This window comes from Halobaculum sp. CBA1158 (assembly GCF_021431925.1).
Classification (GTDB): Archaea; Halobacteriota; Halobacteria; order Halobacteriales; family Haloferacaceae; genus Halobaculum.
This window is the reverse complement of the sequence record NZ_CP090371.1, coordinates 1,835,425-1,859,222: the sequence shown is the minus strand read 5'-3', so window position 1 is coordinate 1,859,222 and position 23,798 is coordinate 1,835,425. Positions and strand designations below refer to the sequence as shown.

19 protein-coding genes, 1 tRNA gene and 1 pseudogene are annotated in these 23,798 nt (G+C 70.5%); 8 read left to right on the top strand and 13 right to left on the bottom strand.

The window, feature by feature from the left end:
• Positions 1-86 precede the first annotated feature (86 nt).
• The 7 genes from Hbl1158_RS09720 to Hbl1158_RS09690 form a co-directional block, all read right to left on the bottom strand.
• On the bottom strand, positions 87-908 hold the full coding sequence (locus Hbl1158_RS09720) for a pirin family protein (RefSeq protein WP_234297052.1): 822 nt from the start codon (positions 906-908) through the stop codon (positions 87-89).
• Positions 909-1,073: 165 nt separating this feature from the next.
• A complete protein-coding gene (gene ugpC / locus Hbl1158_RS09715; protein ID WP_234297051.1) occupies positions 1,074-2,222 on the bottom strand; it encodes a sn-glycerol-3-phosphate ABC transporter ATP-binding protein UgpC in 1,149 nt (382 codons plus the stop codon).
• Positions 2,223-2,333: 111 nt separating this feature from the next.
• Positions 2,334-3,293 carry a carbohydrate ABC transporter permease gene (locus Hbl1158_RS09710; protein ID WP_234297050.1) on the bottom strand — a complete coding sequence of 320 codons (960 nt, stop codon included), beginning with the start codon at positions 3,291-3,293 and terminating at the stop codon, positions 2,334-2,336.
• Complete coding sequence (locus tag Hbl1158_RS09705) at positions 3,290-4,324, bottom strand: sugar ABC transporter permease (RefSeq protein WP_234297049.1); 1,035 nt, start codon at positions 4,322-4,324, stop codon at positions 3,290-3,292. The genes Hbl1158_RS09710 and Hbl1158_RS09705 overlap by 4 nt, the downstream gene beginning before the upstream one ends.
• 55 nt (positions 4,325-4,379) lie before the next feature.
• Positions 4,380-5,663 carry an ABC transporter substrate-binding protein gene (locus tag Hbl1158_RS09700; protein WP_234297048.1) on the bottom strand — a complete coding sequence of 428 codons (1,284 nt, stop codon included), beginning with the start codon at positions 5,661-5,663 and terminating at the stop codon, positions 4,380-4,382.
• A 160-nt stretch (positions 5,664-5,823) separates the two neighbouring features.
• On the bottom strand, positions 5,824-8,331 hold the full coding sequence (locus tag Hbl1158_RS09695) for a DEAD/DEAH box helicase (RefSeq protein ID WP_234297047.1): 2,508 nt from the start codon (positions 8,329-8,331) through the stop codon (positions 5,824-5,826).
• A 46-nt stretch (positions 8,332-8,377) separates the two neighbouring features.
• Positions 8,378-8,920 (bottom strand): restriction endonuclease, encoded by a 543-nt coding sequence (locus Hbl1158_RS09690; RefSeq protein WP_234297046.1) that lies wholly within the window; start codon positions 8,918-8,920, stop codon positions 8,378-8,380.
• A 168-nt stretch (positions 8,921-9,088) separates the two neighbouring features.
• On the opposite strand from Hbl1158_RS09690, the pseudogene Hbl1158_RS09685 reads away from it, so the two are divergent.
• The 4 genes and pseudogenes from Hbl1158_RS09685 to Hbl1158_RS09670 form a co-directional block, all read left to right on the top strand.
• A pseudogene (locus tag Hbl1158_RS09685) lies at positions 9,089-9,490 on the top strand (methylated-DNA--[protein]-cysteine S-methyltransferase); the annotation flags it as partial.
• Between the two features lie 98 nt (positions 9,491-9,588).
• Positions 9,589-10,014 (top strand): GIY-YIG nuclease family protein, encoded by a 426-nt coding sequence (locus Hbl1158_RS09680; protein WP_234297045.1) that lies wholly within the window; start codon positions 9,589-9,591, stop codon positions 10,012-10,014.
• Positions 10,015-10,103: 89 nt separating this feature from the next.
• On the top strand, positions 10,104-11,255 hold the full coding sequence (locus tag Hbl1158_RS09675) for a pyridoxal phosphate-dependent aminotransferase (protein WP_234297044.1): 1,152 nt from the start codon (positions 10,104-10,106) through the stop codon (positions 11,253-11,255).
• Positions 11,256-11,453: 198 nt separating this feature from the next.
• Positions 11,454-11,756 carry a HalOD1 output domain-containing protein gene (locus tag Hbl1158_RS09670; protein ID WP_234297043.1) on the top strand — a complete coding sequence of 101 codons (303 nt, stop codon included), beginning with the start codon at positions 11,454-11,456 and terminating at the stop codon, positions 11,754-11,756.
• Between the two features lie 75 nt (positions 11,757-11,831).
• On the opposite strand, the gene Hbl1158_RS09665 is transcribed toward Hbl1158_RS09670, so the two are convergent.
• A complete protein-coding gene (locus Hbl1158_RS09665; RefSeq protein ID WP_234297042.1) occupies positions 11,832-12,044 on the bottom strand; it encodes a hypothetical protein in 213 nt (70 codons plus the stop codon).
• Positions 12,045-12,156: 112 nt separating this feature from the next.
• Positions 12,157-15,225 carry an FAD-binding and (Fe-S)-binding domain-containing protein gene (locus tag Hbl1158_RS09660; RefSeq protein ID WP_234297041.1) on the bottom strand — a complete coding sequence of 1,023 codons (3,069 nt, stop codon included), beginning with the start codon at positions 15,223-15,225 and terminating at the stop codon, positions 12,157-12,159.
• A 114-nt stretch (positions 15,226-15,339) separates the two neighbouring features.
• Here Hbl1158_RS09660 and Hbl1158_RS09655 point away from each other — a divergent pair, with 114 nt between their 5' ends.
• The 3 genes from Hbl1158_RS09655 (at position 15,340) to Hbl1158_RS09645 (ending at position 18,561) form a co-directional block, all read left to right on the top strand.
• Positions 15,340-15,861, top strand: coding sequence for an LUD domain-containing protein (locus tag Hbl1158_RS09655; protein WP_234297040.1), 522 nt, complete (start codon positions 15,340-15,342; stop codon positions 15,859-15,861).
• The gene (locus tag Hbl1158_RS09650; RefSeq protein ID WP_234297039.1) at positions 15,854-18,172 is read left to right on the top strand and encodes an LUD domain-containing protein; all 2,319 of its coding nucleotides are present in this window, start codon (positions 15,854-15,856) and stop codon (positions 18,170-18,172) included. Before Hbl1158_RS09655 ends, Hbl1158_RS09650 begins: the two co-directional genes overlap by 8 nt.
• Positions 18,173-18,264: 92 nt before the next feature.
• Positions 18,265-18,561, top strand: coding sequence for a PRC-barrel domain-containing protein (locus tag Hbl1158_RS09645; RefSeq protein ID WP_234297038.1), 297 nt, complete (start codon positions 18,265-18,267; stop codon positions 18,559-18,561).
• A gap of 502 nt (positions 18,562-19,063) precedes the next feature.
• Here the strand turns inward: Hbl1158_RS09645 and Hbl1158_RS09640 are convergent.
• Positions 19,064-20,536, bottom strand: a complete 1,473-nt coding sequence (locus Hbl1158_RS09640) for a DHH family phosphoesterase (protein WP_234297037.1) — start codon at positions 20,534-20,536, stop codon at positions 19,064-19,066.
• Positions 20,537-20,646: 110 nt separating this feature from the next.
• On the opposite strand from Hbl1158_RS09640, the gene Hbl1158_RS09635 reads away from it, so the two are divergent.
• Positions 20,647-20,720, top strand: a tRNA-Lys gene (locus Hbl1158_RS09635).
• Positions 20,721-20,846: 126 nt separating this feature from the next.
• Here the strand turns inward: Hbl1158_RS09635 and Hbl1158_RS09630 are convergent.
• From Hbl1158_RS09630 to Hbl1158_RS09620, 3 genes are all read right to left on the bottom strand, one after another.
• Positions 20,847-21,671 carry an SDR family oxidoreductase gene (locus Hbl1158_RS09630; protein ID WP_234297036.1) on the bottom strand — a complete coding sequence of 275 codons (825 nt, stop codon included), beginning with the start codon at positions 21,669-21,671 and terminating at the stop codon, positions 20,847-20,849.
• 436 nt (positions 21,672-22,107) lie between these two features.
• Positions 22,108-23,259, bottom strand: coding sequence for a galactonate dehydratase (gene dgoD, locus Hbl1158_RS09625; RefSeq protein WP_234297035.1), 1,152 nt, complete (start codon positions 23,257-23,259; stop codon positions 22,108-22,110).
• 56 nt (positions 23,260-23,315) lie between these two features.
• A complete protein-coding gene (locus Hbl1158_RS09620; protein WP_234297034.1) occupies positions 23,316-23,798 on the bottom strand; it encodes a hypothetical protein in 483 nt (160 codons plus the stop codon).

The window sequence follows — 23,798 nt, the reverse complement described above, 5'->3', positions numbered from 1 at the left end:
CCGTCCGTACGGCCGTCACTCAAAAGAGCGTTCCCTGAATCACGATTACGTAGGAACGCTGATACGAACCGCGTCGGTAGCCGAGTTCACAGCACGTAGGGGCCGCGCTGGCGGATCGGCTCGCCGTGGGGTCGCCCGGCGACGCAGACGACGCGGAAGGGATCGTCGTCGTCGTCGGGGGTCGTGGGGGTCGTCGCGTCCGGGCCATCGACCCCGTCGTCGGCGACGAGTTCGACGGCGCGCGCCTCCGGCAGCGGGAGCACGTCGCCGACGCCGAGGGGGTCGCCGTCGACGGTGCCCGCGCCGGCGACGCCGAAGACGAACCCCGACCAGCCGTCGGGCACCGTCCAGGTCCACGCGTCGTCGACGCGGACGTCGCGGTACTCCACGGGGGTGTGTAGCTCCAGCGGGGAGCCCTCGCCGAGGACGGTGGTCACGGTCGCGCCGTCGTGTTCAGTCGTCGGGAGCGCCGCGGCGTCGGCGTCGGCGTAGTCGGCGTCGATCTCCTTCAGGTCGCGCGGGAGGTTCACCCACAGTTGGAGGCCGTTGCAGCCGGCGTCGCCGGCGGGGAACTCCGAGTGTCGGATGCCGCCGCCGGTCGTGATCCGCATCGCGTCGCCCTCGCGGGCGGTGTGTGCGACCCCCAGCGAGTCCTCGTGATCCATCCCGCCGTCCAGCATGTACGAGACGATCTCGAACCCCCGATGCGGGTGCATCGGGAAGCCCTGGTCTGGATCGATGTAGAAGCGCTCGAACAGGACGAACGGGTCGAGGGCGTGCGGATACGACTCCGTCGGGAACGCGCGCGTCGAGTTCACGCCCGTCCCGTGGCGGACGCGACCACCGGGAACCACCCCCGTCACTCCCTGAGATCCGTCGTCCTCCCTGTCGGGCGGCTCCCCGCTCATCCGTCGATCGACTCCATGGTCGCGGGGACGCCGTCCGCGCCGATACCGCTTGTGCCCCCGGAAGCGTCGCGGTCGGATCGGCGGGGCCTCCCGGTCGCTGGCGTGGCGAGGGACGAGTCGCGAGAAGTCGGATGCGTCGCGACGGCGACGGGGCCGGGGCCGGACTCAGATCCGGGGCTCGACGCCCTCGGCGTCGTCCAGCGAGCGGTTGTGGAGCGCGTCGCCGGTGGTCGCATCGAACAGGTGGATCGCGTCCTCGGGGATCCGGGCGACGACGCGCTCGCCCGCGTCGATGCGGCGCATGCCGCCGACGGTGGCGACGAACGTCTCCGATCGGTCCTCGCCGAAGCCGAGGTAGACCGCGTTCTCGTTGCCCATCGGCTCGACCACGTCGACGATCGTCTCGTAGGCGTGGTCGCCGTCGGCGGCGTCGGCGACCGCCACTTCGATGTCCTCCGGGCGGATGCCCAGGGACACGCCGTCGGCACCCGTCACGGCGTCGGCCGCGTCGGCCGACAGCGGGTACTCGAAGCGGTCGGTGAGGAGGCGGTCGCCCTCCACGGTCGCCTCGAAGAAGTTCATCGACGGCTCGCCGATGAACCCCGCGACGAAGCGGTTGGCCGGCCGGTGGTAACACTCCAGGGGCGTCCCCGCCTGCTGGAGTTCGCCGCCGTCGAGGACGGCGATCCGGTCGCCCATGGTCATCGCCTCCGTCTGGTCGTGGGTGACGTACACGGTCGTGGTACCCAGGTCCTCCTGAATGCGCTGGAGTTCCGTGCGCATCTGCGAGCGGAGCTTCGCGTCGAGGTTCGACAGCGGTTCGTCCATCAGGAACACCTCGGGGTCGCGCACGATGGCGCGCCCGAGCGCGACGCGCTGCTGCTGGCCGCCCGACAGCTCGCCGGGCTTGCGGTCGAGCAGCTCCGGGATGTCGAGCAGGTCGGCGGCGTTCTCGACGCGCTCGTCGATCTCGTCGTCGCCCATGTCCGTGGACTCCTGCAGCCCGAAGGACATGTTCTCGCGGGTGCTCATGTGCGGGTACAGCGCGTACGACTGGAACACCATCGCGATGTCCCGGTCTTGCGGCTTCTGGCCCACGATCGAGCGACCGGCCAGTCGGATGTCGCCGCTGGTGACCGTCTCCAGCCCGGCGACCATCCGCAGGGTGGTCGACTTCCCGCAGCCGGACGGCCCAACGAGCACGAGGAACTCCCCGTCCTCGATGTCGACCGATACGTCGTCGACGGCGACGATGTCGGAGCCGTCGTCGTCGGTGAACACCTTCCGTACGTCGTCCAGTTCGAGTCGTGCCATGTCAGAGTCCTCCGTTCGTCGTCCCGCCGGAACGGATCGACAGCGGGCGATTCCGCGTCGCTCCGTCCCGGAGCGGGACAGTCGCTGTTGCGGTCGGCGTGACGTGTCGATTCATGTCGCGACCCCCTCGGCGAACTCCTCGCCGAACATGATGTAGACGATGAGCGTCGGCAGCGCGGCGACGAACGCCCCGGCCATCCGGAGCGCGAAGTCCTGCCCCTCCATCGACTCGCCAAGCCCCGCGAGCACGAGCACGACCGGCGCGGCCGGGCTCGACTCGGTGGACACGATGATGAGCGCGAACAGCAGGTCGTTCCAGATCTGGGTGAACTGGTAGATCAGCACGACCGCGAACATCGGCGTCGAGATGGGGAAGATGATCCGTCGGTACGTCCGACGGAACGTCGCCCCGTCGAGGCGCGCCGCCTCGATCATCTCCTCGCTCACGTTCCGGTAGTACGACCGGAACAACACCATGCAGATCGGGATGCCGTACGCGACGTGGGTGATCGTCAACTCGACGATGCCGACGTAGTCGCGGGGGACGCCGAGCAGCCACAGGGGCGTGAGCAGTTCCGCCAGCGGCACCGAGCCCCAGAACTGCGAGAGCGGCACCAGCACCGCCTGGTACGGGATGAAGATACCCGCGACCAACAGCGCCAGGACGGGTGCCTTGTAGCGCGCGCGCCAGTCCGCCTGGGTCAGCCCGTACGCCGCGAAACTGCCCAGCAGCGCGGAGATGATCGTCGCGGGAACGGCGTATAGTGCGCTGTTGACCATGCCGCGGCCGAGCGCCGAGATGGCCGTCTGCCACTTCTCCAGCGTGAAGAACTGCGGCGGCGGCGGCGCGAACGGCAACGTCGAGGAGACGCCCTCGGGGTTGGTCTTGAACGCCGTGACCAGTCCCGACTCGATCGGCGTGAGGTAGAACGCCACCAGGCCCAGCAGCGCGGCGTACAGCGCCACGCGGTAGCCGTCGATCCCGTCCAAGAGACCGTCGGATCGGCTCTCGGGTCCGTCGCTCTCGTCGGTCGCGTTGCCCGCCGTGTCGTCGTGTATCGCCTCGCTCATAGGTTCCCGTTATCGTACTCGTAGTAGAGGTACGGGCCGATGATCGACAGCGCCATCAGGAACAGGATGATGGCGATCGCCGACGCGTACGCCCAGTTGTTCGTGCTGTACGCCTCGCGGACCATCTTGGTCGCGAGGATGTCCGCCCCGTTGGGCGGCCGGTAGCCGCTGACCAGCGAGTAGAGGAAGTCGAACGCCTTCAGCGCGAACACCATCAGGACGATGGCCGCGCTGATCGTCGCCCCCTTGAGCTGTGGAATGATGACCCGCCAGTACATCTTCAGCGTCGACGCGCCGTCGACGCGGGCGGCCTCGTAGTGTTCGGTCGGGATGGCGCGCAGCCCCGCGAGATACACGACCATCGTGTACCCGGAGAACTGCCACACGAGCGCGAACACCACCGCCCACAGGACGATCGAGGAGTTCCCGATCCAGGAGATCGGACCGATCCCGAACACGCCGAGCGCGATGTTGACGACGCCGTTGTTGAAGTTGTACATCCACAGCCAGAACTGCGCCGTCACGACGAACGAGAGGCTCATCGGGAGCAGGTAGATCGTCCGGAACGTGTTCTCGAAGCGGATGTTCCGGTCGACGAGGATCGCGAGTCCCATCCCCACCGTGAGCGCGACGGCGGTGAACGCGACGACCAACAGGAACGTGTTGACCGTCGCGTCGATGACGCCGGAGTCGTTGGCCGCCCGAACGTACATCTCGAAGTCGAGGTCCGAGTAGTCCGGGCCGACGAACCCCTCGTAGTCGGTCAGCGAGATGACGAAGTTCCACGCGATCGCGCCGTAGACGAACAGCCCGACCAACAGGAAGGGGGGAAGCCAGAACGGTGCGGACTCGGTGAAGTCCTCGCCGACGCGGTCGTCGAGCCTGTCGAGGAGCCCGTCGCTCTCGCCCGCGGCGGCCGTTCCGCCGTCGGCGACGACCTCGCGGTCCCCCTCGGAGCCGCGGCCGGCCTCCGCCCCGGCGTCCGACGGTCCGCCGTCGGCGTCGCCACTCTCTCCGGCGTCGCGGCTCACGGCCCGCCGGATCCGTGTTCGGGTACTCGAAAGAAAGTCGCGCATGCGGACGCGCTCAGTTGCTGACGGCGTCGATGAAGCCGTCGGTGGCTGCTTCGACGTTGTAGGGGCCGGTGAACTCGCTGGAGATCACGTCGTTCAGCGTCGAGCGCTGCTCGGACGTGATACCCAGGCCGTGCTGGATGTTCGGCGGGCGCTGGTCGGCGTTCGCGAAGTCCTCGCGGGTCTCCTGCAGGTACGGGCCGAACTCGCTCATGTCGACCTCGGTGAGGGTCGGGATCGAGCCCTTGTACTGGTTGAACGCGACCTGCGCTGCCTCGTTGCCGACGAACTCCAGCCACGTCCGGGTGCTCTCCGGGGACGGGTTGTTCGACGGGAAGAGGAACGAGTCGAAGTGGAGGGTGTACATGCCCTCCGTGCCGGGGAACGTCTTGAAGCCCCAGTCGGACTCGTACTCGAAGTCGTCGGCGTTGCGGTAGGCACCCGCGGCCCAGTTGCCCTGGTGGATGAACGCCGCCTCGCCGTCGATGATGTTCTGATTGGACTCCGTCAGCCCGATCGACGCCGAGTCGTCGTTGATGTAGTTCTCGAAGATCGTCGCGAGCGACTCGAAGGCACCGTGCACGGCGTCGCGCGAGGGGTCGCCCTCGACGAAGTTCATGTACTCGTCGTAGCCGGCCTGGCCGAGCAGCGTCGCGCCGAACAGCTGCGTCTTCGTCCAGGTGCCGCTCCCGCCGTGGGTCATGGGCGTCGCGTCGGTCTCCTGAGCGACCGTCTCCAGCGCGTCGACGAGCGCGGAGACGCTGTTCAGGGAGTCGGGGTCGACGCCCGCCTCCTCGACGACGGAGACGTTGTAGAACAAGCAGTTCAGCCGGTGCGAGCCCAGCGGAACCGCGCGGAACGCGCCGTCGAACTGGTGGAGGTCGACGGCCTCGTCGATGTGACTGTCGGTGAAGCCCGCCTCCTCCCAGAGGTCCGAGATGTCACCGAGCACGCCCTCGTACCGCTGGAGGTTCGGGCCCGGCCAGTTGGCGAACGTGCTCGGGGGATTGTCGTTCTGGAGCCGGTTGGCGACGACGGCGTCGAGGTTCTGGTTGCCGCCCCCGCCGATGGGGTTCATGTCGAGTTCCGTGTCCGGATACTCCTCGTTGAACGCCTCCTCCAGCGCCTCGGCGGCCGTCGCGCCGTCGCCGCCGGTCCAGCCGTGAAGCGCTTCGACCGGGCTGCCGCCGCCACCGCCGCCGATGCCCATACAGCCGGCCAGTCCTGCGAGCCCCGCGGCACCGACGCCGCCGGCTCCCTTCAATACGTCTCGTCGAGTGGGTTCCGTGTCCGTCATGATCGTTCCTCGGTGCGAGGTGTTCTACTCGTTACCATAGGCGGTACTTAATGGTTTCCGAAATTTACTCCCCGACGAGTGAACGTTTAGTACAACCGCCGTTGTACTATACTATCTCGACCGGACGTACGATCGGCCGACCCAAACGTGTATCGGTCGCTCACTCGTCTGCCGGACGGGACGGAACGGGTTCGTCCGTCCCGCCGAGCGCGTTCAGCAGGACGACCGCCTCCGGTTTCGAGAGCGGTTCGTTTGCGTTCCCGCAGTGGGGCGACTGGACGCAGGCGGGACAGCCGTCCGCGCAGTCGCAGCCGGCGATCAGTCGCGCCGTGCGCGCGAGCAGGTCGTCGGCGTCGCGGTACGCCGCCCGGGTGAGGCCGACGCCGCCGGGGTAGCCGTCGTAGATGAAGACGGTGGGTCGTCCCGTGTGCGGGTGCATCGGCGTCGAGACGCCGCCGATGTCCGCGCGGTCACACAGCAGGTCAAGCGGCATGAGCGAGATCGAGCCGTGTTCGGCCGCGTGGATCCCGCCGTTGAAGCCGGTGCGGTTCGCGGGCTCGCCGTCTCCGGTCCCGTCGCTTCCCCCGTCCCCGCCGCCTCCGTCGTCACCCTCGGTTCCGTCGGTTCCGCTGTCCCCATCGGTTCCGTCACCTCCGCCGCCCCCCTCGTCTCTCTTCCCTCCACCGTCGCCACCATCCAGCGCTCGCATCTCCCGCTCCAGGTCCGAGGGAACGGTGTAGTACAGCGCCCGCGTCCGCAACTCGGTCTCCGGCAGGTCCAGCGGCTGCGCCCCCATCGTCTCGCCGGTCGAGTCGTCCCGGCGCTCGAACCCGGTGATCCGCTCGGTCACGGTGATGTCGGCGAACCTGATCTCCGTGTCCTCGCGCGCGTCGAACGGTCGCGCCCGCAGGTCCTCGTTCACCGTCACGTCCTTCTCGGTCAGGACGCGGGTGTAGTAGTCCGCCCAGGTGGGTCGCAGGCGGGCGACGTCCCGATCCAGGTCGAGGTCGTGCACCTCGTACGTCTCGCCCTGGTGGTGGTAGATCGCCCCGGGGTGGGCGTCGCGCAGGGCGTCGGAGAACGACAGCGACGCGATCACGTCGTCCGAGCGGGCGTCCATGAGGTCGACCTCGCGGTCGTCGATCGTCCGGAGGCTCATCGAGTGCTGGGCGCTCCCGGGGCCGTCGTACGTCCAGCGGTCGCCCCGGGAGGTGTCCATCCGTTCGAGGACGCCGTCCGCCTCCAGCGACTCCACGACCGACTCGAAGCTGTCGCCGAAGTGCGTACCGTCTTCGGGGCGGAGCCAGTTCTCGTCGGCCGCGCTGGCGACGTGGCTCGGTAGCAGCTCTCCGTTCTCGGGGTCGACCATCGCGCGTTCGGGATCCCCCTCGAACAGGTCGTCGGGGTTCCCCATCAGGTACTGGTCGAGTTGGTCCTCGCCGGCGACCATGACGACGAGTGCGTCGTCGCTCCCCCGGCCCGCGCGCCCGGCCTGCTGGAACGCCGACATCCGGGTTCCGGGGTAGCCGTCGAGGATCACGGCGTCGAGGCCGCCCACGTCGACGCCGAGTTCCAGCGCGTTCGTCGACCACGCGCCCGCGACCGCCCCCGAGTGGAGTCCCGACTCGATCTCTCGGCGGCGCTCGTCGGTGAGGCTCGCCTGGTACGCCTCGATCCGACTCGCGAGGTCGTGTTCGCCGCGCTGACGGAGTTCGGCCGCCGAGTCGCTCGCGTAGCGCTCGGCGGTCTGGCGCGCGCGAGTGAACACGAGCGTCTGGTGACCCTCCTGCACCAGGTCGCAGAAGATCCGCTTCGTCTCGGTGTGGCTCGACCGCCGGCGGCCGGACTGCCGGTCGGCCTGCTGCCCCTCGTATTCGGGCGGGTTCCACAGCAGCCACCGACGGGGTCCCCGCGCGGAGGCGTCCTCGTCGACGAGCGTGAAGTCCGATTCGGGCCGGTTCGTCGCGCGCGCCGCGTGCTCGACGGGGTTGCCGATGGTCGCCGAACAGCAGACGAACTGCGGATCCGCGCCGTACCGCTCGCAGATCCGGTTCAGCCGACGCATCACGAGCGACACGTGGCTGCCGAAGACGCCGCGGTAGCCGTGCACCTCGTCGATGACGACCGTCTCCAGCGACCCGAAGAACCACTCCCAGTGCTTGTACGCCCAGGGGAGCAGCCCGTAGTGGAGCATGTCCGGGTTCGAGAGCAGGACCGTCGGCCGGCGGTCGCGCACGTCACGCTTCTCGGACTTCGAGAGCCGGCCGGTGTACTGCTCGACGGAGACGCGCGAGCCGAACCCGAGGCCGCGCGCGAGGTCCGAGAGCGTCTCCTCCTGGTCGGCGATGAGCGCGTTCTGCGGCGCGAGATAGAGTGTTCGCCCGCCGTGGTCCATCGCCCGCTCGAACGCGGGGACGGTGTACGCCAGCGACTTCCCGCTGGCCGTCCGCGTCGCGAGCACCACGTCGTCGCCCGCGCGGACCGCCTCGACGGCCCGCGCCTGGTGCTCGTACAGCGACTCGATCCCGTCGTCGGCGAGCGCGTCGGCCAGCCGCGGCTCGAGGTCCACGTCGCGCACGGCGGCCTCGCGGCCGGGAACGGTGCGGCTGTCGGCGATCTGTCCCTCGTAATACGTGCGCGAGCGGAGCCACTCGACGGTGTCGTCCACGACTGTCGACACCTGGGCTCGGTCGCGCTTACCGGTTCCGGTCGCCTCAGGACTCCGGGTCCAGTCCGGAGTCGCCGTCGGAGTCGGCATCGGGCGCGGAGTCGGCGTCGGACGCGAGATCGGTGTCGGACGTGGGGTCGGCGTCGTCCCCCACCTCCTCGTCGGGGGAGCCACCCTCGAGAGCGGGTGCGGAATCCGCGTCCGGGAGGTCGATCCCGGCGTCGCGGGCGAGCGAGACGAGCCCGACGCCGTCGTACAGTTCGACGGGAGCGGCGCGGGCGCGGGCCGCGGCGTCCCGAGAGACGTCGTCGACGGTCGCGAGGACGGCGAAGGCCAGCCCCCGCTCGGCGGCGAACACCGCGAGGTCGTTCACCTCCTCGACGGTCGTCTCCGAGCGACGCACGCGGACGACCGCGCGCTCGGCGTCGCCGTCGGGGGCATCCCGCGACAGCGACAGTTCGACGGTGCCGTCGGGGCTGACCGGCGAGGCGGTCGCCTCCCAGTCGGGCCAGACGCCGCCCAGTCGCTCCACGAACGCGGCGAACTCGGCGTCTGGGAGGGCGGCGAGCCGCTCTGCCGGGTGTCGCATACGACCCGATAGCGACCGCGGGCGAAAAACGCTGTCGTGATGGAGCCGTCGGCGTCGCCGCGGCCGCTCGGGCGTCGCGTCGGCCGATACGGCGGCGTTCGCCGCCGGGTTGATTAGCTCCCGGGTGTGAGAGGCGATATGGACCCGACGGCGGGCTACGACGACCCGATCACAGTCGCCGTGCCCGGCGGCGAACTCGCCCTCGACGCCTCGTTCGTCGACGCCGACGCCGACGAGATCCGGCGGCAGGTGGCCGAGTACCGCGAGGGCGTCCGCGAGTCGTTCGACCTCTCGGTCCGCTATCGCGACGGCTTCGTCGGTCGCGTGATGGGCGCGATGGCCGCCATCCCGTACGGCGAGACGCGCACCTACGGCGACCTCGCCGCCGACCTCGACACGGCCCCCCAGTCGGTCGGCGCGGCCTGCGGCCGGAACCCGGTCCCGCTGGTGGTGCCGTGTCACCGCGTCGTCGCCGCCGACGGCCTCGGCGGGTTCTCCGCGGCCGGCGGCCTCGAACTCAAGCGCAGGCTGCTGGAACACGAGCGCGAGGAGACCGTCCAGACGACGCTCGCGGACGCCGAGGCGAGCGCCGACGTCGAGGAGAACGCGACCGCCGACGCCGACGCGACCTCGGAATCGACCGCTGACGGAGGTGTCGACGGGTCGCCGTGAGCCACGCCGGCACCTACACCCTCCTGTTCGCCGTCCCCGAGTCGATCGAGGTCCGCGTCGGCGCGCTCGGGACCCGCGAGTTCCCGGCCGGCGGCTACGCTTACACCGGCAGCGCGCTCGGGAGCGGCGGCTTCTCGCGGATCGACCGCCACCGCCGGGTCGCCGCCGGCGAGCACGACGTCCGCCATTGGCACGTCGACTACCTCGGCGGTCACCCCGGGGTCTCGCTGGCGGGCGTCGAGCGCGTCGGCGACGGCGTCGACGCCGAGTGCCGGATCGCCCGAACGCTCTCGGCGGGCCCAATCGACGGTTTCGGCTCCTCCGACTGCGACTGCCAGTCGCACCTGGCCCGATACGGCTCGCCGGACGCCGCCCGCGCCGCCGTCGCCGACGCGTACGCGGCGCTGGGCGGGACGGAGTGACCGAGCGCACCGGGGAGACCGAGCGCACCAGGGGGACCGCGACGCCCGCGGAGAGATGCGCTTTTCACCCGCGCCCCGAACTCCGAGGCATGTTCCCGCCGCTCGCGTACATCGACTGGATCGAGGGGCGTCCCGGGGCGGCCGACCACGACCTCGGCTCCAGCGACCTCCGGCCGGCCGGTCCGGACGACTCCGCGGACCCGATCCCGTCCCGACTCCGCGGGCTCGCCCCGCCCGCGAGCGACGCGACCCTGCGCGAGCGCGTCGCCGACGAGTACGGCGTCGCGCCCGACCGGGTGCTGGCGACCGCGGGGGCGACCCACGCCGGCTTCCTCGCTGCGGCGACGGCGGCGGCGCTGGCGCGCGAGCGGTCCGACGCCGACCGACGGCCGCGCGCGCTCGTCGAGGATCCCGGATACGAGCCGCTGGTGAAGACCCCTCGGGGACTCGGTACGCGCGTCGAGCGGTTCGAGCGCCCCGGCCCGCGCGCCCCGCTCGACCCCGAGCGCATCGCGGGCGCGGCCGACGGCCTCACCGGCCCGCTGGCGCACGCGACCGTCACGAATCGACACAACCCCACCGGGCGACTGACCGACCGCGAGACGCTGGCGGCGACGGCCGAGGTCGTCGCGGACCGCGGCGGCCACCTCGTCGTCGACGAGGTGTACGCGCCCTACACCGTCGGTCGGTCGGACGAGGCGAGCGGGGACCGCCGCGGCGGGACCGACCCGCGGACCGCCTTCGGTGGCCCCACCGCCGCGGGACTGCCGGCGACCGTCGCGGTCGGGTCGCTCACCAAGTTCCACGGGCTGGGCGGTCTCCGAGTGGGCTGGCTCGTCGGCCCCGAACCGTTCGTCGACCGCGCGCGCACCGTCGAGCGGCACGTGCCCGGCCTCGCGACGCCGAGCGCCTCGCTCGCCCGTCGGTTCTTCGCCCATCGCGACGAACTGGTCGCCGAGGCCCGCGATTACTGCCGGCGTAACCACGACCTCCTCGCGGGATTCCTCGCCGACCGCCGGGACCTGGAGGGCGTCGTCGCCGACGACTCCCCGTTCGGCGTCCTGCGACACGAGTCGGCCGACGGCGACGCCGTGGCCGAGGCGGCGTGGGACGCCGGCGTCCTCGTCGTCCCGGGGCGGTTCTTCGGCGTCCCCGACGGGGTCCGGGTGTCGCTCGGGCGCGCCCCCGACGACTGCGCGGCCGCGCTCGACGCGCTCGGTCGCGTGCTCGACGGGCTGTGACTCCGGCCTCGGATCCGTTCGGTCGCCGCTCTCGCTCCGGCGGATCGGCGATCCGCCGGTCGTCATCCGCGCGTCTGACGCGGATTTTTACGTCGTTCGCGACTTCTCGGAGTATCGAACCGCGGCGGTGACCGACCCCGGAGTCGAGGGCGACCGTACCGCCCGTGGCTCCGGTCGGCCCGCGGCGTCGAGCCAGCCATGACGAACCACTCGAACACCCAGGTCGACCGGTCGCGGAGCACGCACGAGCACGAAGTCCGATCCCAGTCGCCGCAGACGGCCGTCGTCGAGGCGGTCTCGTCGGTCCGCGGCGTCGATCCCGTCGACCTCGACGTGCGACTCCACGACGCGATCGACGCGGACGTGCTCGACATGCTCGCGGGCCACGACGGCGGCGACTGGCGGCTGTCGTTCGCCCTCGAGGACCACGAGGTGACCGTCGACGCGGACGGCACGGTCGTCGTCGACGGACGCGTGTTCGACGGGAGTTTCGACGCCTGACCGCGATCGCGACGTAGCGGCGACGGCGACGGTGCGGACGGTGAGGGCGCGAACGGCGGATTTGATCGGACGGCGTCAGGCGGCCGGGTCGTCCTCGTCCTCGTCCTCGTCGCCGCGGTACCCCCTCGCGAAGGAGTAGCCCGCGACGAGCGCCAGCACGGTGAGAACTCCCAGCACGAACCCGCCGGCGCGCTCGGCGACCGGGACGCCCTCGAACGCGCCCGCGACGTACAGCACTCCGAAGACGGTGAGAAAGCCGAACAGCGGGAGCGCGGTCAGCCTGTTCATACCCGCGTCTCGACGCGCCCCGTGTTAACCGTGTCGCGGACGCGGTTGCGGTCGCGGTTGCGGACGCGGACGCGGTCGCGACGTGCTCGACGAGCGCGGTGGACGCTCCGGCTCAGTCGATCACCGCGGCGGCGACCTTCTCGATCGGGTGGGGCGGGTCGCCGTCGGCGTCCTCGCGCTCGGCCAGTTGCGACCGGCAGGAAGCCCCGGGCGCGGTCACCTCCTCGCCGGGGCTCTCGTCGACCTGGTCGAAGAGGATCGACGCGATCGAGCGGCTCATCGAGTGGTGTTCGGCCTCGTAGCCGAAGCTCCCGGCCATCCCGCAGCAGGTGGAGTCCAGCGGGTCGACCTCGTAGCCAGCGCGCCGGAGCACGCCGACCGCGTGGTGGTCCTTCTTCGTCGCCTTCTGGTGGCAATGCCCGTGGTAGGTCAGAGAGCCCGACCCCCCGAGGTCCATCCGCTCGTCCAGTCGGAAGGCGTCGACGTACTCCAGCACGCCGTAGCTGTTGGCCGCGACGGCGGCGGCGTCCTCGGAGTCGTGGAGGTCCAGGAGATCCGACTGGAGCATCACCGCCTCGCTCGGCTCGACGACGACCACGTCGCGGCCGTCCTCGATCCGCGGAGCGAGGTCCGCGACCGCCGCGGCCGTCCGTTCGCGCGCGGCGTCGAGGAAGCCCATGCTGTGGGCCGGTCGGCCGGTGTCTTCCACGTCCGCGAGTTCGACGCGCACGCCCGCCGCCTCCAGGACGCGGACGGCCGCCTTGCCGGCCTCCGGGTGGTTGTAGTTGGTGTAGGTGTCGGGCACGAGCACGGCGACGCGCTCGGCGTCGGCCTCCGACACCGTCGCGCCGCCGCGCGCTGCGTACCAGTCGCGGAGCGTGGTGCTGTGGAACGTCGGCAGGTCGCGCTCGGCGGCGATTCCGAGCACCTTCTCGCCGATCACCCGCGACCCGGGCACCTTCGTCGCGAGGTTCGAGACGGGCGCGAGCGCCGAGCCGAGCCGCGAGACGAGGTTGATGTTCGCGAACAGGCGGTCGCGCAGGCTCGGCCCCTCGCGCTCGTGGCGCTCGTGGACGACCTCGGCCTTCAGCTTCGCCATGTCGACGCCGCTGGGGCAGTCGTGTTTGCAGCCCTTACAGCCGATGCACAGGTCCATGACCTCGGAGGCGAACTCCTCCTCGAACGGGTCGTCCGGGAGGTCGCCCGACATCGCCCCGCGCAGGAGGTTCGCCCGGCCGCGGGTGCTTTGGATCTCCTCGTCGGCCGCGCGGTAGGTGGGACACATCACGCCGCCGGTGGTCGACTGGCCGCCGCGACAGCCGCCGCAGCCGTGACACAGCTCCGTCATCCCCTGGAAGCCGTTCTCGTTGTCCCAGTTCAACTCCGGCTCGAAGCCGGTGTCGAAGGCGTACTCGGGGTCGAATCGGAGGTGCTCGGTGAGGCTGTGGTCGCCGCAGACGTTCCCCGGGTTCAGGAGCCAGTCGGGGTCGAACGCGGTCTTGAGGTCGCGGAAGGTGTGCCAGAGGTCGTCGCCGTACAGCTTCCGGTTCCACTGAGTTCGCGCGCGGCCGTCGCCGTGCTCGCCGGAGACGCTCCCGCCGTACTTCACCACGAGGTCGCTCGCGCCGTCGGCGATGCGCTCGAACTGCTCGAGCCCGTCGAGTGACTTCGTCTCGACGAGCGGTCGGACGTGGAGCACGCCCGGACCGGCGTGGGCGTAGAAGGACGCGAACGTTCCGACCTCCTCCAGCAGGGCCTGGAAGTCCTCGACGTAGTCCGCGAGGCGTTCGGGCGGGACGGCGCAGTCCTCGATGAACGAGAGGTGCTTCGCGTCGGAGGTGCGACTGAGGAGGATCGGCATCCCTGCCTTGCGCATCTTCCAGAACGTCGCGCGCCGGTCGGCGTCGTGGGCCTCGAGCACGTGCGTCGCCCGCGCGGTCGCGTCGGCGGTGACGGCGTCCGCGCCCGCGGCGACCTTCGTCTCGGAGCCCGGACAGCGGTCGGCCGCGAGGCCCGCCACCTTCTCGCGCCCGTCGTCGTCGTCCTCGGCGTAGAACTCCACGAGCAACACCGAGTCGGTGCCGTCGGGGAGCATCCCGACCACGTCCCGGAACTCCGCGGTCTCGCGCGCCAGGTCGAGGAACGTGTCGTCCATCACCTCGACGGCCGCGGGGCCGTGTTCGAGGATCGGGGCCACGTCCTCCATCGCGTCGGTCAGCGAGTCGTAGGTGAGCAGCGCGACGGCCTTCGTCTCGGGCACCTCGACCAGCGAGACGGTCGCCTCGGTGACGATACCCAGGGTCCCCTCGCTTCCGCACATGAGCCGCGCGAGGTTGACGGTTCCCGCCTCGCCGGGATCTGTGGCTCCAACGCCCTGCTGACCCCACTGCCCGCGGGCCTCCTCGACGAGCACGTCGAGGTTGTAGCCGGAGACGTTGCGCTTCATGTCGGGGTAGCGCGCGGTCACCTCCTCGCCCTCCTCGTCGATGACGCGGACGACCTCGGCGTAGATCCGTTCGAGCAGGTCGCCCTCGGGGTCGCCCTCCTCGCGCATCGTCGCCACCTCGATGTCACCGAACGTCTCGACGGAGCCGTCCGCGAGCACGACCTCGCACGACTCGACGTACGCGTCGGTCTTGCCGTACTTCAGCGAGTGCGCGCCGGTGGAGTTGTTGCCGATCGCGCCGCCGATCGCCGACTTGTCGCGCCAGGCCGGGTCGGGCGCGAACTTCAGGCCGTGCGGTTCGGCCGCCTCGTTGAGTTCGGCGACGATACAGCCGGCGTCGACGGTCGCTTCCCGCCCCTCGGGGTCGAGGTCGCGGATCCCGTCCATGTGCTTCGTGAAGTCGAGGACGACCGCTTCGTTCACGGTCTGGCCCGCAAGCGACGTGCCGCCGCCCCGCGGAAGCACGGGGATCTCGCGGTCGGCACAGTAGCGCATTACTGCCGCCACGTCGTCGGTGTCGCGGGGGAACACCACGCCGATCGGCGTCTGTTGGTACGCGGAGGCGTCGGTCGCGTACAGCTGTCGCGAGTAGGTGTCGAAGCGGACCTCGCCGGCGACGCGCTCCTCGAGGTCGTCGACGAGGCCGGGGCGCTCGACGTCGCCGGAGGCGTAGTCGTAATCGGCGCTCGACAGGTCCGGTCCGCCGTCGGGTGGGGACGGGGCGTCGGAAGACATCTGGTGTCGGTGGGTGTGGCTGGGACTCACATAAGCCCGCGGGGAGCGGCGAACACGGCGACGGCGACAGCGACGACACAACACCCAAGCCGTCGGGGTCCGCTACCGTCTCGCATGCAGTCGGACACGCCCGACGAGTGCGCGGCGTTCGTCGCCAACGCCGAGCGTCACCACGCCGCCGTCCACCGGGTCGATCCCGACCCCGACGCGGTCGCGAGCGCGATCGCCGACCTGGTCGCGGAGCCGGCGGTCGGCGTCCGCCTCCCCGGCGGGCTCTCGCTCCCGGACGGCGTCGCGACCGATCCCACCCCGGCCGACCTCGACGCCGCCGTCACCGGCGTCACGGCCGCGACGCTCGCCGTCGCCGACTACGGTAGCGTCGTGGTGTGCTCGGACGCCGCCGGAACCGAGGCGGTCTCGCTGTTCCCGGACCGCCACGTCGCGGTCGTGCGCGCCGGCGACGTGGTGCCCGGCATGCGCGAGGCGATGGGCGTCCTCGGTGACCGCCTCCGCGCGGGCGAGAGCGCCGTGATCGCGACCGGTCCGTCCGCGACCGCCGACATGGGCGACCTCGTCGTCGGCGCGCACGGGCCGCGCGAGGTGGAGATCGTCCTCGTGGAGGGCGACCGTGAGTAAGCCGTCCTCGCGCGACGAGCGCGCCGCCCGGATCCGCGAGCTGCTGGAGACCGAGGGCGACGCGGTCGCGGCGAACACCCGGGGGTTCAACCGCGGTCGCTACGAGTCGACCGCCGACCTCGACGACTACGAGTCGCTGAAGGCGGAGGCGCGGTCGATCAAGGAGGACGCGATCGAGCGCCTGCCAGACCTGATCGACGACCTGCGCGAACGGGTCGAGGCCCGAGGCGGGACCGTGTACGTCGCCGACGACGCCGCCGACGCGAACGCCTACGTTCGGGAGGTGGTCGACGGGGAGAACGTCGTCAAGAGCAAGTCGATGACGACCGAAGAACTCGACTTGAACGACGCGCTCGAGGCCGACGGCGCGCGCGTCACCGAGACTGACCTCGGGGAGTGGGTGATCCAGTTGGCCGACGAGGAGCCGAGCCACATCGTCGCGCCGGGCATCCACAAGTCGCGCGAGGCCATCGCCGACCTGTTCGCCGAGCGGTTCGACCTGGCCGAGGACGACCGGCCGGAGACGGCCGAGGAGCTGACGCGGTTCGCCCGCGAGAAGCTGCTGACGGAGATCGAGACGGCCGACGTGGGCGTCACGGGCGCGAACTTCCTCACGGCCGATTCGGGGTCGCTGGCGCTGGTCACCAGCGAGGGCAACGCCCGCAAGACCGCGGTCGTGCCGGACACGCACGTCGCCGTCGCGGGCGTCGAGAAGGTGATCCCGAGCGTCGAGGACCTCGCGCCGTTCGTCGAGCTGATCGGCCGGTCCGGGACGGGCCAGGACATCACCTCCTACGTCTCGCTGTTCACGCCGCCGACGCCGTCGCCGCCGGTCCGGTTCGGCGGGCCCGACGAACCGATCGCGGACCCGGGAACCGCCGGCGGCGTCGGCGCGGGCGAGCCCCATCCCGAACGCGACTTCCACCTGGTGCTCGTCGACAACGGGCGGCTGGCGATGCGCGAGGACGACGACCTCCGCGAGACGCTGTACTGCATCCGGTGTAGCGCCTGCTCGAACTCCTGCGGCAACTTCCAGTCGGTCGGCGGTCACGCCTTCGGCGGGGAGACGTACTCGGGGGGGATCGCCACGGGCTGGGAGGCCGGGGTCGAGGGGCTGGACACGGCCGCGGAGTTCAACGACCTCTGCACCGGCTGTTCGCGGTGCGTCCCCGCCTGCCCCGTCGGGATCGACATCCCGTGGATCAACACGGTCGTCCGCGACCGGATCAACCGCGGCGATCACGGCGTCGGCGACGAGCGCCGCGACGGCGACCCCGGGGACGGCGTCGCGGGGGAGTTCGACTTCCTCGTCGACGGCCTGACGCCCGACGAGGAGCCGGCGGGGCTCGACCCCGCCAAGCGACTCTTCGGGAACTTCGAGACGCTGGCGCGACTGGGGAGCGCGACCGCGCCGCTGTCGAACCGGGCGGCCGACCTCGGACCGGTCCGGGCGGCGATGGACCGCTGGCTCGGCGTCGCCCGCGAGCGCGACCTCCCAAAGTTCGAGCGTGAGACGCTCGTCGACTGGTTCCGCGACCGGGGCGGCCCGCGGGTGAGCGAGTCGATGGCCCGACGCGAGGCGGTGGTGTACCCCGACGTGTACACGAACCACGTCGCCGTCGACCGCGGGAAGGCGGCGGTCCGGACGCTGGAGGCGCTGGGCGTCCGAGTGACCGTTCCCGAGTCGGCCGCCGTCGGGAGCGGGCGCGCGCCGCTGTCGCAGGGGATGGTCGAGACGGCCCGGAGGAAGGCGGAGCGCTGTCGCGACGCCCTCCTCCCGGAGATCGAGGCCGGGCGCGACGTGGTCGTGATCGAGCCGAGCGACCTCGCGGCGTTCGAGCGCGAGTACGAGCGACTGCTTCCCGAGGCGGACGCCGAGCGACTCGCCGACGGCAGCTACGAGGCGCTCGAGTACGTCTACGGGCTGCTCGAGCACGGTGCGGACGCCGGCGGACTGACGGCGGCCGAGACGGGTCGCGACGGCGACGGCGGCGAAACCGGGGAGCCGGTCGCGTACCACGCCCACTGCCAGCAGCGGACGCTCGAGTTGGAGGCGCACACCGTCGCCGTGCTGGAGCGCCTGGGCTACGAGGTGACGACCTCCGAGACGGAGTGTTGCGGGATGGCTGGGAGCTTCGGCTACAAGTCCGAGTACTACGAGCTGTCGATGGACGTGGGCGAGCCGCTGGTCGAGCAGTTCGGCGACGCCGAGCGCGTGCTCGCCTCGGGCACCTCCTGCTGCGAGCAGTTGGACGCCCTCCTCGGGGACTCGATCGAACATCCGATCGAGGCGATCGCTCCCGAGCCGTGAGTCGGGTCGCCGTCGGCCGCGACGGCGGATCGTCCGACAGGCGCGAGACGCGTGGGAACGGCTTTAATACCCGCGGTGCCGTTCGCCGGTGCATGGACGCTGACGCGGCACCACAGGAGATCACGACGCTCGTCGGACGCGAGGTCTACTCCAACAACGGTGTGTTCGTGGGGGAGGTCGAGGACGTGCGCCTCGACTTGGATTCGCAGGCGGTCACCGGACTGGCCCTGTCGGCGGTCAGCGACGAACTGTTCGGGAGCCGGATCGATCCGGGCAAGGGCGTGATGATCCCGTATCGGTGGGTTCGGGCCGTCGGCGACGTGATCCTCGTCAACGACACGGTCGAACGCCTGAAACAGGAGAACGGCGACGAGGAGGCCGTCGCGTAGCCGCCTCGATTCGCTTCGTCCCCGGTTTTTCACGAGTTTCACGGCGCACATCGACGCCTCCGAGAGTGGCATCGCGGCGACGACGGATCCGGCGCTCGCGAGCGTCGGCATCGTCAACGACTCCGACCGACGGGAGGAACGTCGACGCCGCCGACCGTGTCCGACGGGGGCGGACCAGCACGGATCGGATCCGTACTGTTCCGGGTTCGACGGGCGATTCGATCGCGGGTCCGTGTTTCGCGAGCGATTCCGGGTTCGACGGGCGATTCGATCGCGAGTTCGTTCGTTTGCCGATTCGTTCGGGGTCGATCAGCCGTCGATTCGATCGGATTCGGTCAGTCGTCGATCGGTGCGCGGGTCGCCTCGGTCGTCTCCGAGTCGGCTTCGTCCGTGGTGTTTCGGGCCCGTTCGATGACGACCACCTCTCGTGTGTGCGTTGGTGACACACCGCACAAGAATCTTTCGGCGACTCGGGAGACTCGGGCGACGACGGGGAGATCCGTCAGGAGCCGTTTCCGGACTCGCCGCTCGATCCCGAACTGGTGCTCTCGACGCCCATCGCGTCGAACAGCTTCTTTCGGACGGCCTCCTCGGAGAGTTGCAGCAGGGTGTCGCGGTTCGACTCGGTGGTCTCGATCCCGGTGAACAGCCCCAGCGGGATCTCCGCGCTGCCCTGCTTGGAGTGACCGGCGGCCTCGCCGACGTCGGAGAAGGCGTCCCGGAGAACGTTTCCGATGTTGATGCGGATGTCCTTCGAGCGCGCGGCGAGGGTGATGGTGTCGTCGGCGATGCCGAAGACGGCGGAGGTGGTGATCCCCTCCAGGTTCAGGAGCTGCTGGGCCGCCTGAGCCAGGGCCTCGCGATCGCGGACGAACCCCGCGTTGGAGATGAGGTGGCTGCCCTGCACCTCGCGGTTCTGGATCGCCTCCGCGAGCACGTCCAGCGTCTCCGGACTCATGCTCGGCGACTCCACGTCTTCCAGGGTGTCGTGGTTGGCGAACGGGTGGAGGTACGCCGCCGCCGTCAGGTCCGCGGGCGTGGTGTCGCGCTTGAAGTCGACCGTCTCCGCGCGGATGCCGTACAGCAGCGCGGTCGCGACCGTCTCGTCGGGCGAGAGGTCGAACTCCTGGAGGTACTTGGTCAGGATGGTCGACGTCGAGGAGACGTTCTTACGGATGTCGGTGAACGTCGCGTCGATCGGCTCCTCGGGTTCGTCGTGGTCGATGTAGACGTCGACGGAGGCGTCGACCTCGCTGCCGCCGGTCTCGGCGTAATCGACGAGCGCGAGCGCGCCGTAGCTCTCCAGCGGCTTGGCGTCTTCGCGGGCGTGGAGGTCGATTCCGAGGGTGTTGACGAACGCGCGGTTCTCCTGGTGGCCGATCTCGCCGTCGTAGAGGATGTCCGCCTCCACGTCGAACTCGGCGGCGATGGCGCGCAGCGCGACCGCGGCGGCGATGGAGTCCGGGTCGGGGTTGTCGTGGGCCAGCACCGCGAGCTTCCCGTCGGTGTTCTCGAGGATGTCCGCGAGCTGTCGGGCCTTGTACTCCAGCTCCCCGGACTCCAGCGAGCGCAGCGCCGAGTCGGCGATGACCGTCGAGGGGTTGATCACCACGTCTGCACCGAGTTCGGCCAGTTCGTCCTCGCTGACCGGGTCCGAGGCGCGCACGACGATGTACTGGTCGTTGCCGTGCTCGCGGATGGCGCGGACGGCGGCCTTGTTGGCGTCCACGTCCGACGAGAGGATGAGGATCACGTCGCGGTCGGCGACGACCCCGGCCACCGCGTCCTCGGCGATGTTCTGGGTCTGCGCGTTGAGATCCTGGTCGCGGAGCGCCTCCACGCGGGACTCGTCCTTGTCGAGGATCAGCACGTCCTTGCCCTCCTCCGTCAGTTCGTCGGCGACCGCGTGACCGACGCTCCCGCAGCCGAGAATGGCGTACGTCGACATCGAGGAGACGGTGACCGCGGTGCTCATGTGAAGCGGAATCCGGCCGGCCGACACTTAAGCGGTGATGTTCGTTCACGGCCGCCCTGCCCGGGAAACGGAAGGCCTTTTAGCTCGCCCCCGTTTCTCGCGAAACGCAAGGGCTTGTAGCTCAGTCAGGGAGAGCGACGGACTCTTAATCCGTCGGTCGGGGGTTCAACTCCCTCCAAGCCCGTACTTCTCGCGGCGCACCGACGGTGAGCGACGCGAGGCGCGAACGGAGTGAGCGCCTCGATGTGAACGGTGAACGAAGTGAGCCGTGAGCGAAGCGAGCCGCAAGCGGTCGGGGTCGCCGGCGCGGTCACTCCTCGCGTCGCTCGCGGTAATCGGGCAGAAAGTCGTCCTGCAGCACGGCGTCGCGGCCGCCGTCGACGGTGAGGCTCGCGCCGGTCACGAAGCCGGCCTCGTCGCTGGCGAGAAACGCGACCGCGCTGGCGACGTCCTCGGGCGTTCCGATCCGACCAGTAGGGTGGATGCTCGCGAGTTCCTCGCGCCGCTCGTCGTCCATGTCGCCGGTGGTGCGGTCGATGGCGACCCAGCCCGGGTTCACCGTATTCACGCGCACGTCCGGGCCAAAGTCGACCGCCATCGCGCGCGTCATTCCGTTGATCCCGGCTTTCACCGCGTTGTACGGGAAGATGCTCGGCGTCGTCGCGAACGCGTGGTTACTGGACATGTTGACGATGGCCCCCTCGTCCATGTGCTCGCGGGCGTGCTTCGCGCAGAGCCAGTACGAGCGGAAGTCCGTCTCGAGGACGAAGTTCCAGTCGTCCATCTCGGCCTCGTCGGCGGCGGTGTACGTCTCGACGCCGGCGTTGTTGACGAGCACGTCGAGGCGGCCGAACTCGTCGGCGGTCGCCTCGAACAGCGCCGCGATGTCGTCGGGCTCGCGCATGTCAGCTCGGACGAACACCGCCTCGCCGCCGGCGTCCTCGATGTCGGCGACGGTTTCCGCGCCGGCGTCCTTGCTGCGCCCGGTGACGACGACCCGGGCCCCCTCGGCGGCCAGGCGCTTGGCGACGCCCGCGCCGATCCCGCGGGTGGACCCGGTGACGACGGCGACGCTGTTCTCATACCGGTTCCGGGGACGGAGTTCGTCGATGGCGGCGGTGTCGAAGCTGGTCATTCGGTGTTCGAGTGGTCTCGGTCGGGTGACTTGATGCTTGGTTCGTGATCGGCCCGTGTCGCCGCCGAGGTCGTCGGTGTGCTCGTCACGATGACTGCGGCAGCCGTCGCGGTGACCGTGACCGCCGTCACGGTGACAGTTGCTGCGACGATCCGTCCGAAAGCCCCCGGCGTTCTGCGGTCGGTGCGGCCGGCGCGCTCCTCGGTCGCTTCGCTCCCTGCGGTGCTCACCGGTCCGCTCCTTCCCGCAGAACGCCGGCCCCTTTCAGTCCCACCCGGTTTCCGGTCCGATCATCGTCGCCGGCGGCTGTTCGGCCTCGTCGCCGGCGGCTGTTCGGCGTCGTCGCCGCGGACTACCCCGATACCGCCGCGGGTAGTCGGGGATCGCCGTCGGTATTCAGTCGTGGGCGGTCGAGGATCGCGGCTTCGTCCCCCGTTCACCACTCGGCGACGCTCCCGTCGGGTCGCCGCCAGACGGGGTTGTGCCAGTCGTCGTGGCCGTCGCGCTCGCGGAGCACGTCCTCGTCAATCTCGATACCGAGCCCCGGGCCGTCGGGGACCGGGACGTAGCCGTCTTCGTACTCGAACACCGAGGGGTCGGCGAGGTAGTCGAGCACGTCGCTCGTCTCGTTGTAGTGGATGTCGAGGCTCTGCTCCTGGATGAGCGCGTTCGGCGCGACGGCGTCCAGTTGGAGACAGGAGGCCAGCGCGACCGGCCCGAGCGGGCAATGCGGCGCGACCGACACGTCGTACGCGCCGGCCATCGACGCGATCCGCTGACACTCGGTGATTCCGCCGGCGTGGCTCAGATCCGGCTGGATCACGTCGACCGCGTTCGCCTCCAGTATCTCCTTGAAGTCGGTACGATGGAACATCCGTTCCCCGGTCGCGATCGGGGTGCTCGTGCTCGCGGCGATATCGGCGAGGGCGTCGTTGTGTTCCGGCAGGACCGGCTCCTCGATGAAGAACGGGTCGTGCGGTTCCAGCGCCGCCGCCAGTTGCTTCGCTGCGGTCTTGCTCGCGCGGCCGTGGAAGTCGACGCCGATGTCGACCTCGTCGCCGACGGCCTCCCGGACCGTTCTGAGGCGTTCAGCGGCCTGGTCGATCGTGTCCGGGGACTCGACGCGCTCCAGTTCCGGCGTCGCGTTCATCTTCAGCGCGGTGAAGCCGGCGTCGACCTTCGCCTCGGCCGCCTCCGCGACGCCCTCGGGACGGTCGCCGCCGACCCACTGGTACACCCGGACGCGCTCGCGGACCGGCCCCCCCAGCAGCTCGTGGACGGGCGCGCCGAGATGCTTGCCCTTGAGGTCCCACAGCGCCTGGTCGATGCCGGCGATAGCCGACATGAGGACGGGACCGCCGCGGTAGAATCCCCCGCGGTAGAGGCGCTCCCAGTGGTCGGCGACGGGCGCGGGGTCCTCGCCGAGCAGGTACTCCTCCACCAGCTCCTCGACCGCACCTCGGACGGTCCGGGCGCGTCCCTCGACGACGGGCTCGCCCCAGCCGACGGAGCCGTCCGCGCACTCCAGCTTCAGGAACAGCCACCGCGGCGGCACCGCGTACAACTCGTAGTCGACGATCTCGGTCATACCGGCGACTCCGCGTCGCGCCACAAAAGTTCACACGTGATCGAGTTCCGACGGAGTCAGCGGAGTTCCACGGTCAGCGCCTCCCGGGCGTCCGCGTCGACCCGGCGGTACGCGGGAGCGTCGCCGTCGCGGTCAACATCGAACACGCGCACGGATATCACGAGTCGCCCGCGGTCGGGGAACGTCGCCCGCACAACTGGCCCGGTGGCAGTCACGACCAGGTACGGAGGGGTCGGAACGGGGGAGGCCGGCAGGTCGACGCCGAGCGCGTTCGCGCCCGTCGCGAGCGTCGCGGGGAGGCGGTCGAGCAGGTCCGCGGCCGCGAGCGCGTCGCGCATCGCCGGCACCACCGCGTCGCGATCGGCGGTCACGGGCGGGCCGTCGGCCGTGCCGTCGTCGTCGCTGCCGGGGTTTTCCCACCGCGCCGCGACCGCGTCGGCGACGGCGTCGACGGCGTCGAACAGCGCGCCGTGCTCGGACAGCAGCCGCTCGCGAACCGCGTCCGCGGGGTCGTCGCCCTCGGCGGTGCCGGCGCTCAC

Excerpts from the sequence above, each read along its gene's own strand:
- Hbl1158_RS09720 (WP_234297052.1), bottom strand. The coding sequence starts at position 908 with ATGAGCGGGGAGCCGCCCGACAGGGAGGACGACGGATCTCAGGGAGTG.
- ugpC (WP_234297051.1), bottom strand. The coding sequence starts at position 2,222 with ATGGCACGACTCGAACTGGACGACGTACGGAAGGTGTTCACCGACGAC.
- Hbl1158_RS09710 (WP_234297050.1), bottom strand. The coding sequence starts at position 3,293 with ATGAGCGAGGCGATACACGACGACACGGCGGGCAACGCGACCGACGAG.
- Hbl1158_RS09700 (WP_234297048.1), bottom strand. The coding sequence starts at position 5,663 with ATGACGGACACGGAACCCACTCGACGAGACGTATTGAAGGGAGCCGGC.
- Hbl1158_RS09690 (WP_234297046.1), bottom strand. The coding sequence starts at position 8,920 with ATGCGACACCCGGCAGAGCGGCTCGCCGCCCTCCCAGACGCCGAGTTC.
- Hbl1158_RS09675 (WP_234297044.1), top strand. The coding sequence starts at position 10,104 with ATGTTCCCGCCGCTCGCGTACATCGACTGGATCGAGGGGCGTCCCGGG.
- Hbl1158_RS09670 (WP_234297043.1), top strand. The coding sequence starts at position 11,454 with ATGACGAACCACTCGAACACCCAGGTCGACCGGTCGCGGAGCACGCAC.
- Hbl1158_RS09665 (WP_234297042.1), bottom strand. The coding sequence starts at position 12,044 with ATGAACAGGCTGACCGCGCTCCCGCTGTTCGGCTTTCTCACCGTCTTC.
- Hbl1158_RS09660 (WP_234297041.1), bottom strand. The coding sequence starts at position 15,225 with ATGTCTTCCGACGCCCCGTCCCCACCCGACGGCGGACCGGACCTGTCG.
- Hbl1158_RS09655 (WP_234297040.1), top strand. The coding sequence starts at position 15,340 with ATGCAGTCGGACACGCCCGACGAGTGCGCGGCGTTCGTCGCCAACGCC.
- Hbl1158_RS09645 (WP_234297038.1), top strand. The coding sequence starts at position 18,265 with ATGGACGCTGACGCGGCACCACAGGAGATCACGACGCTCGTCGGACGC.
- Hbl1158_RS09640 (WP_234297037.1), bottom strand. The coding sequence starts at position 20,536 with ATGAGCACCGCGGTCACCGTCTCCTCGATGTCGACGTACGCCATTCTC.
- Hbl1158_RS09630 (WP_234297036.1), bottom strand. The coding sequence starts at position 21,671 with ATGACCAGCTTCGACACCGCCGCCATCGACGAACTCCGTCCCCGGAAC.
- dgoD (WP_234297035.1), bottom strand. The coding sequence starts at position 23,259 with ATGACCGAGATCGTCGACTACGAGTTGTACGCGGTGCCGCCGCGGTGG.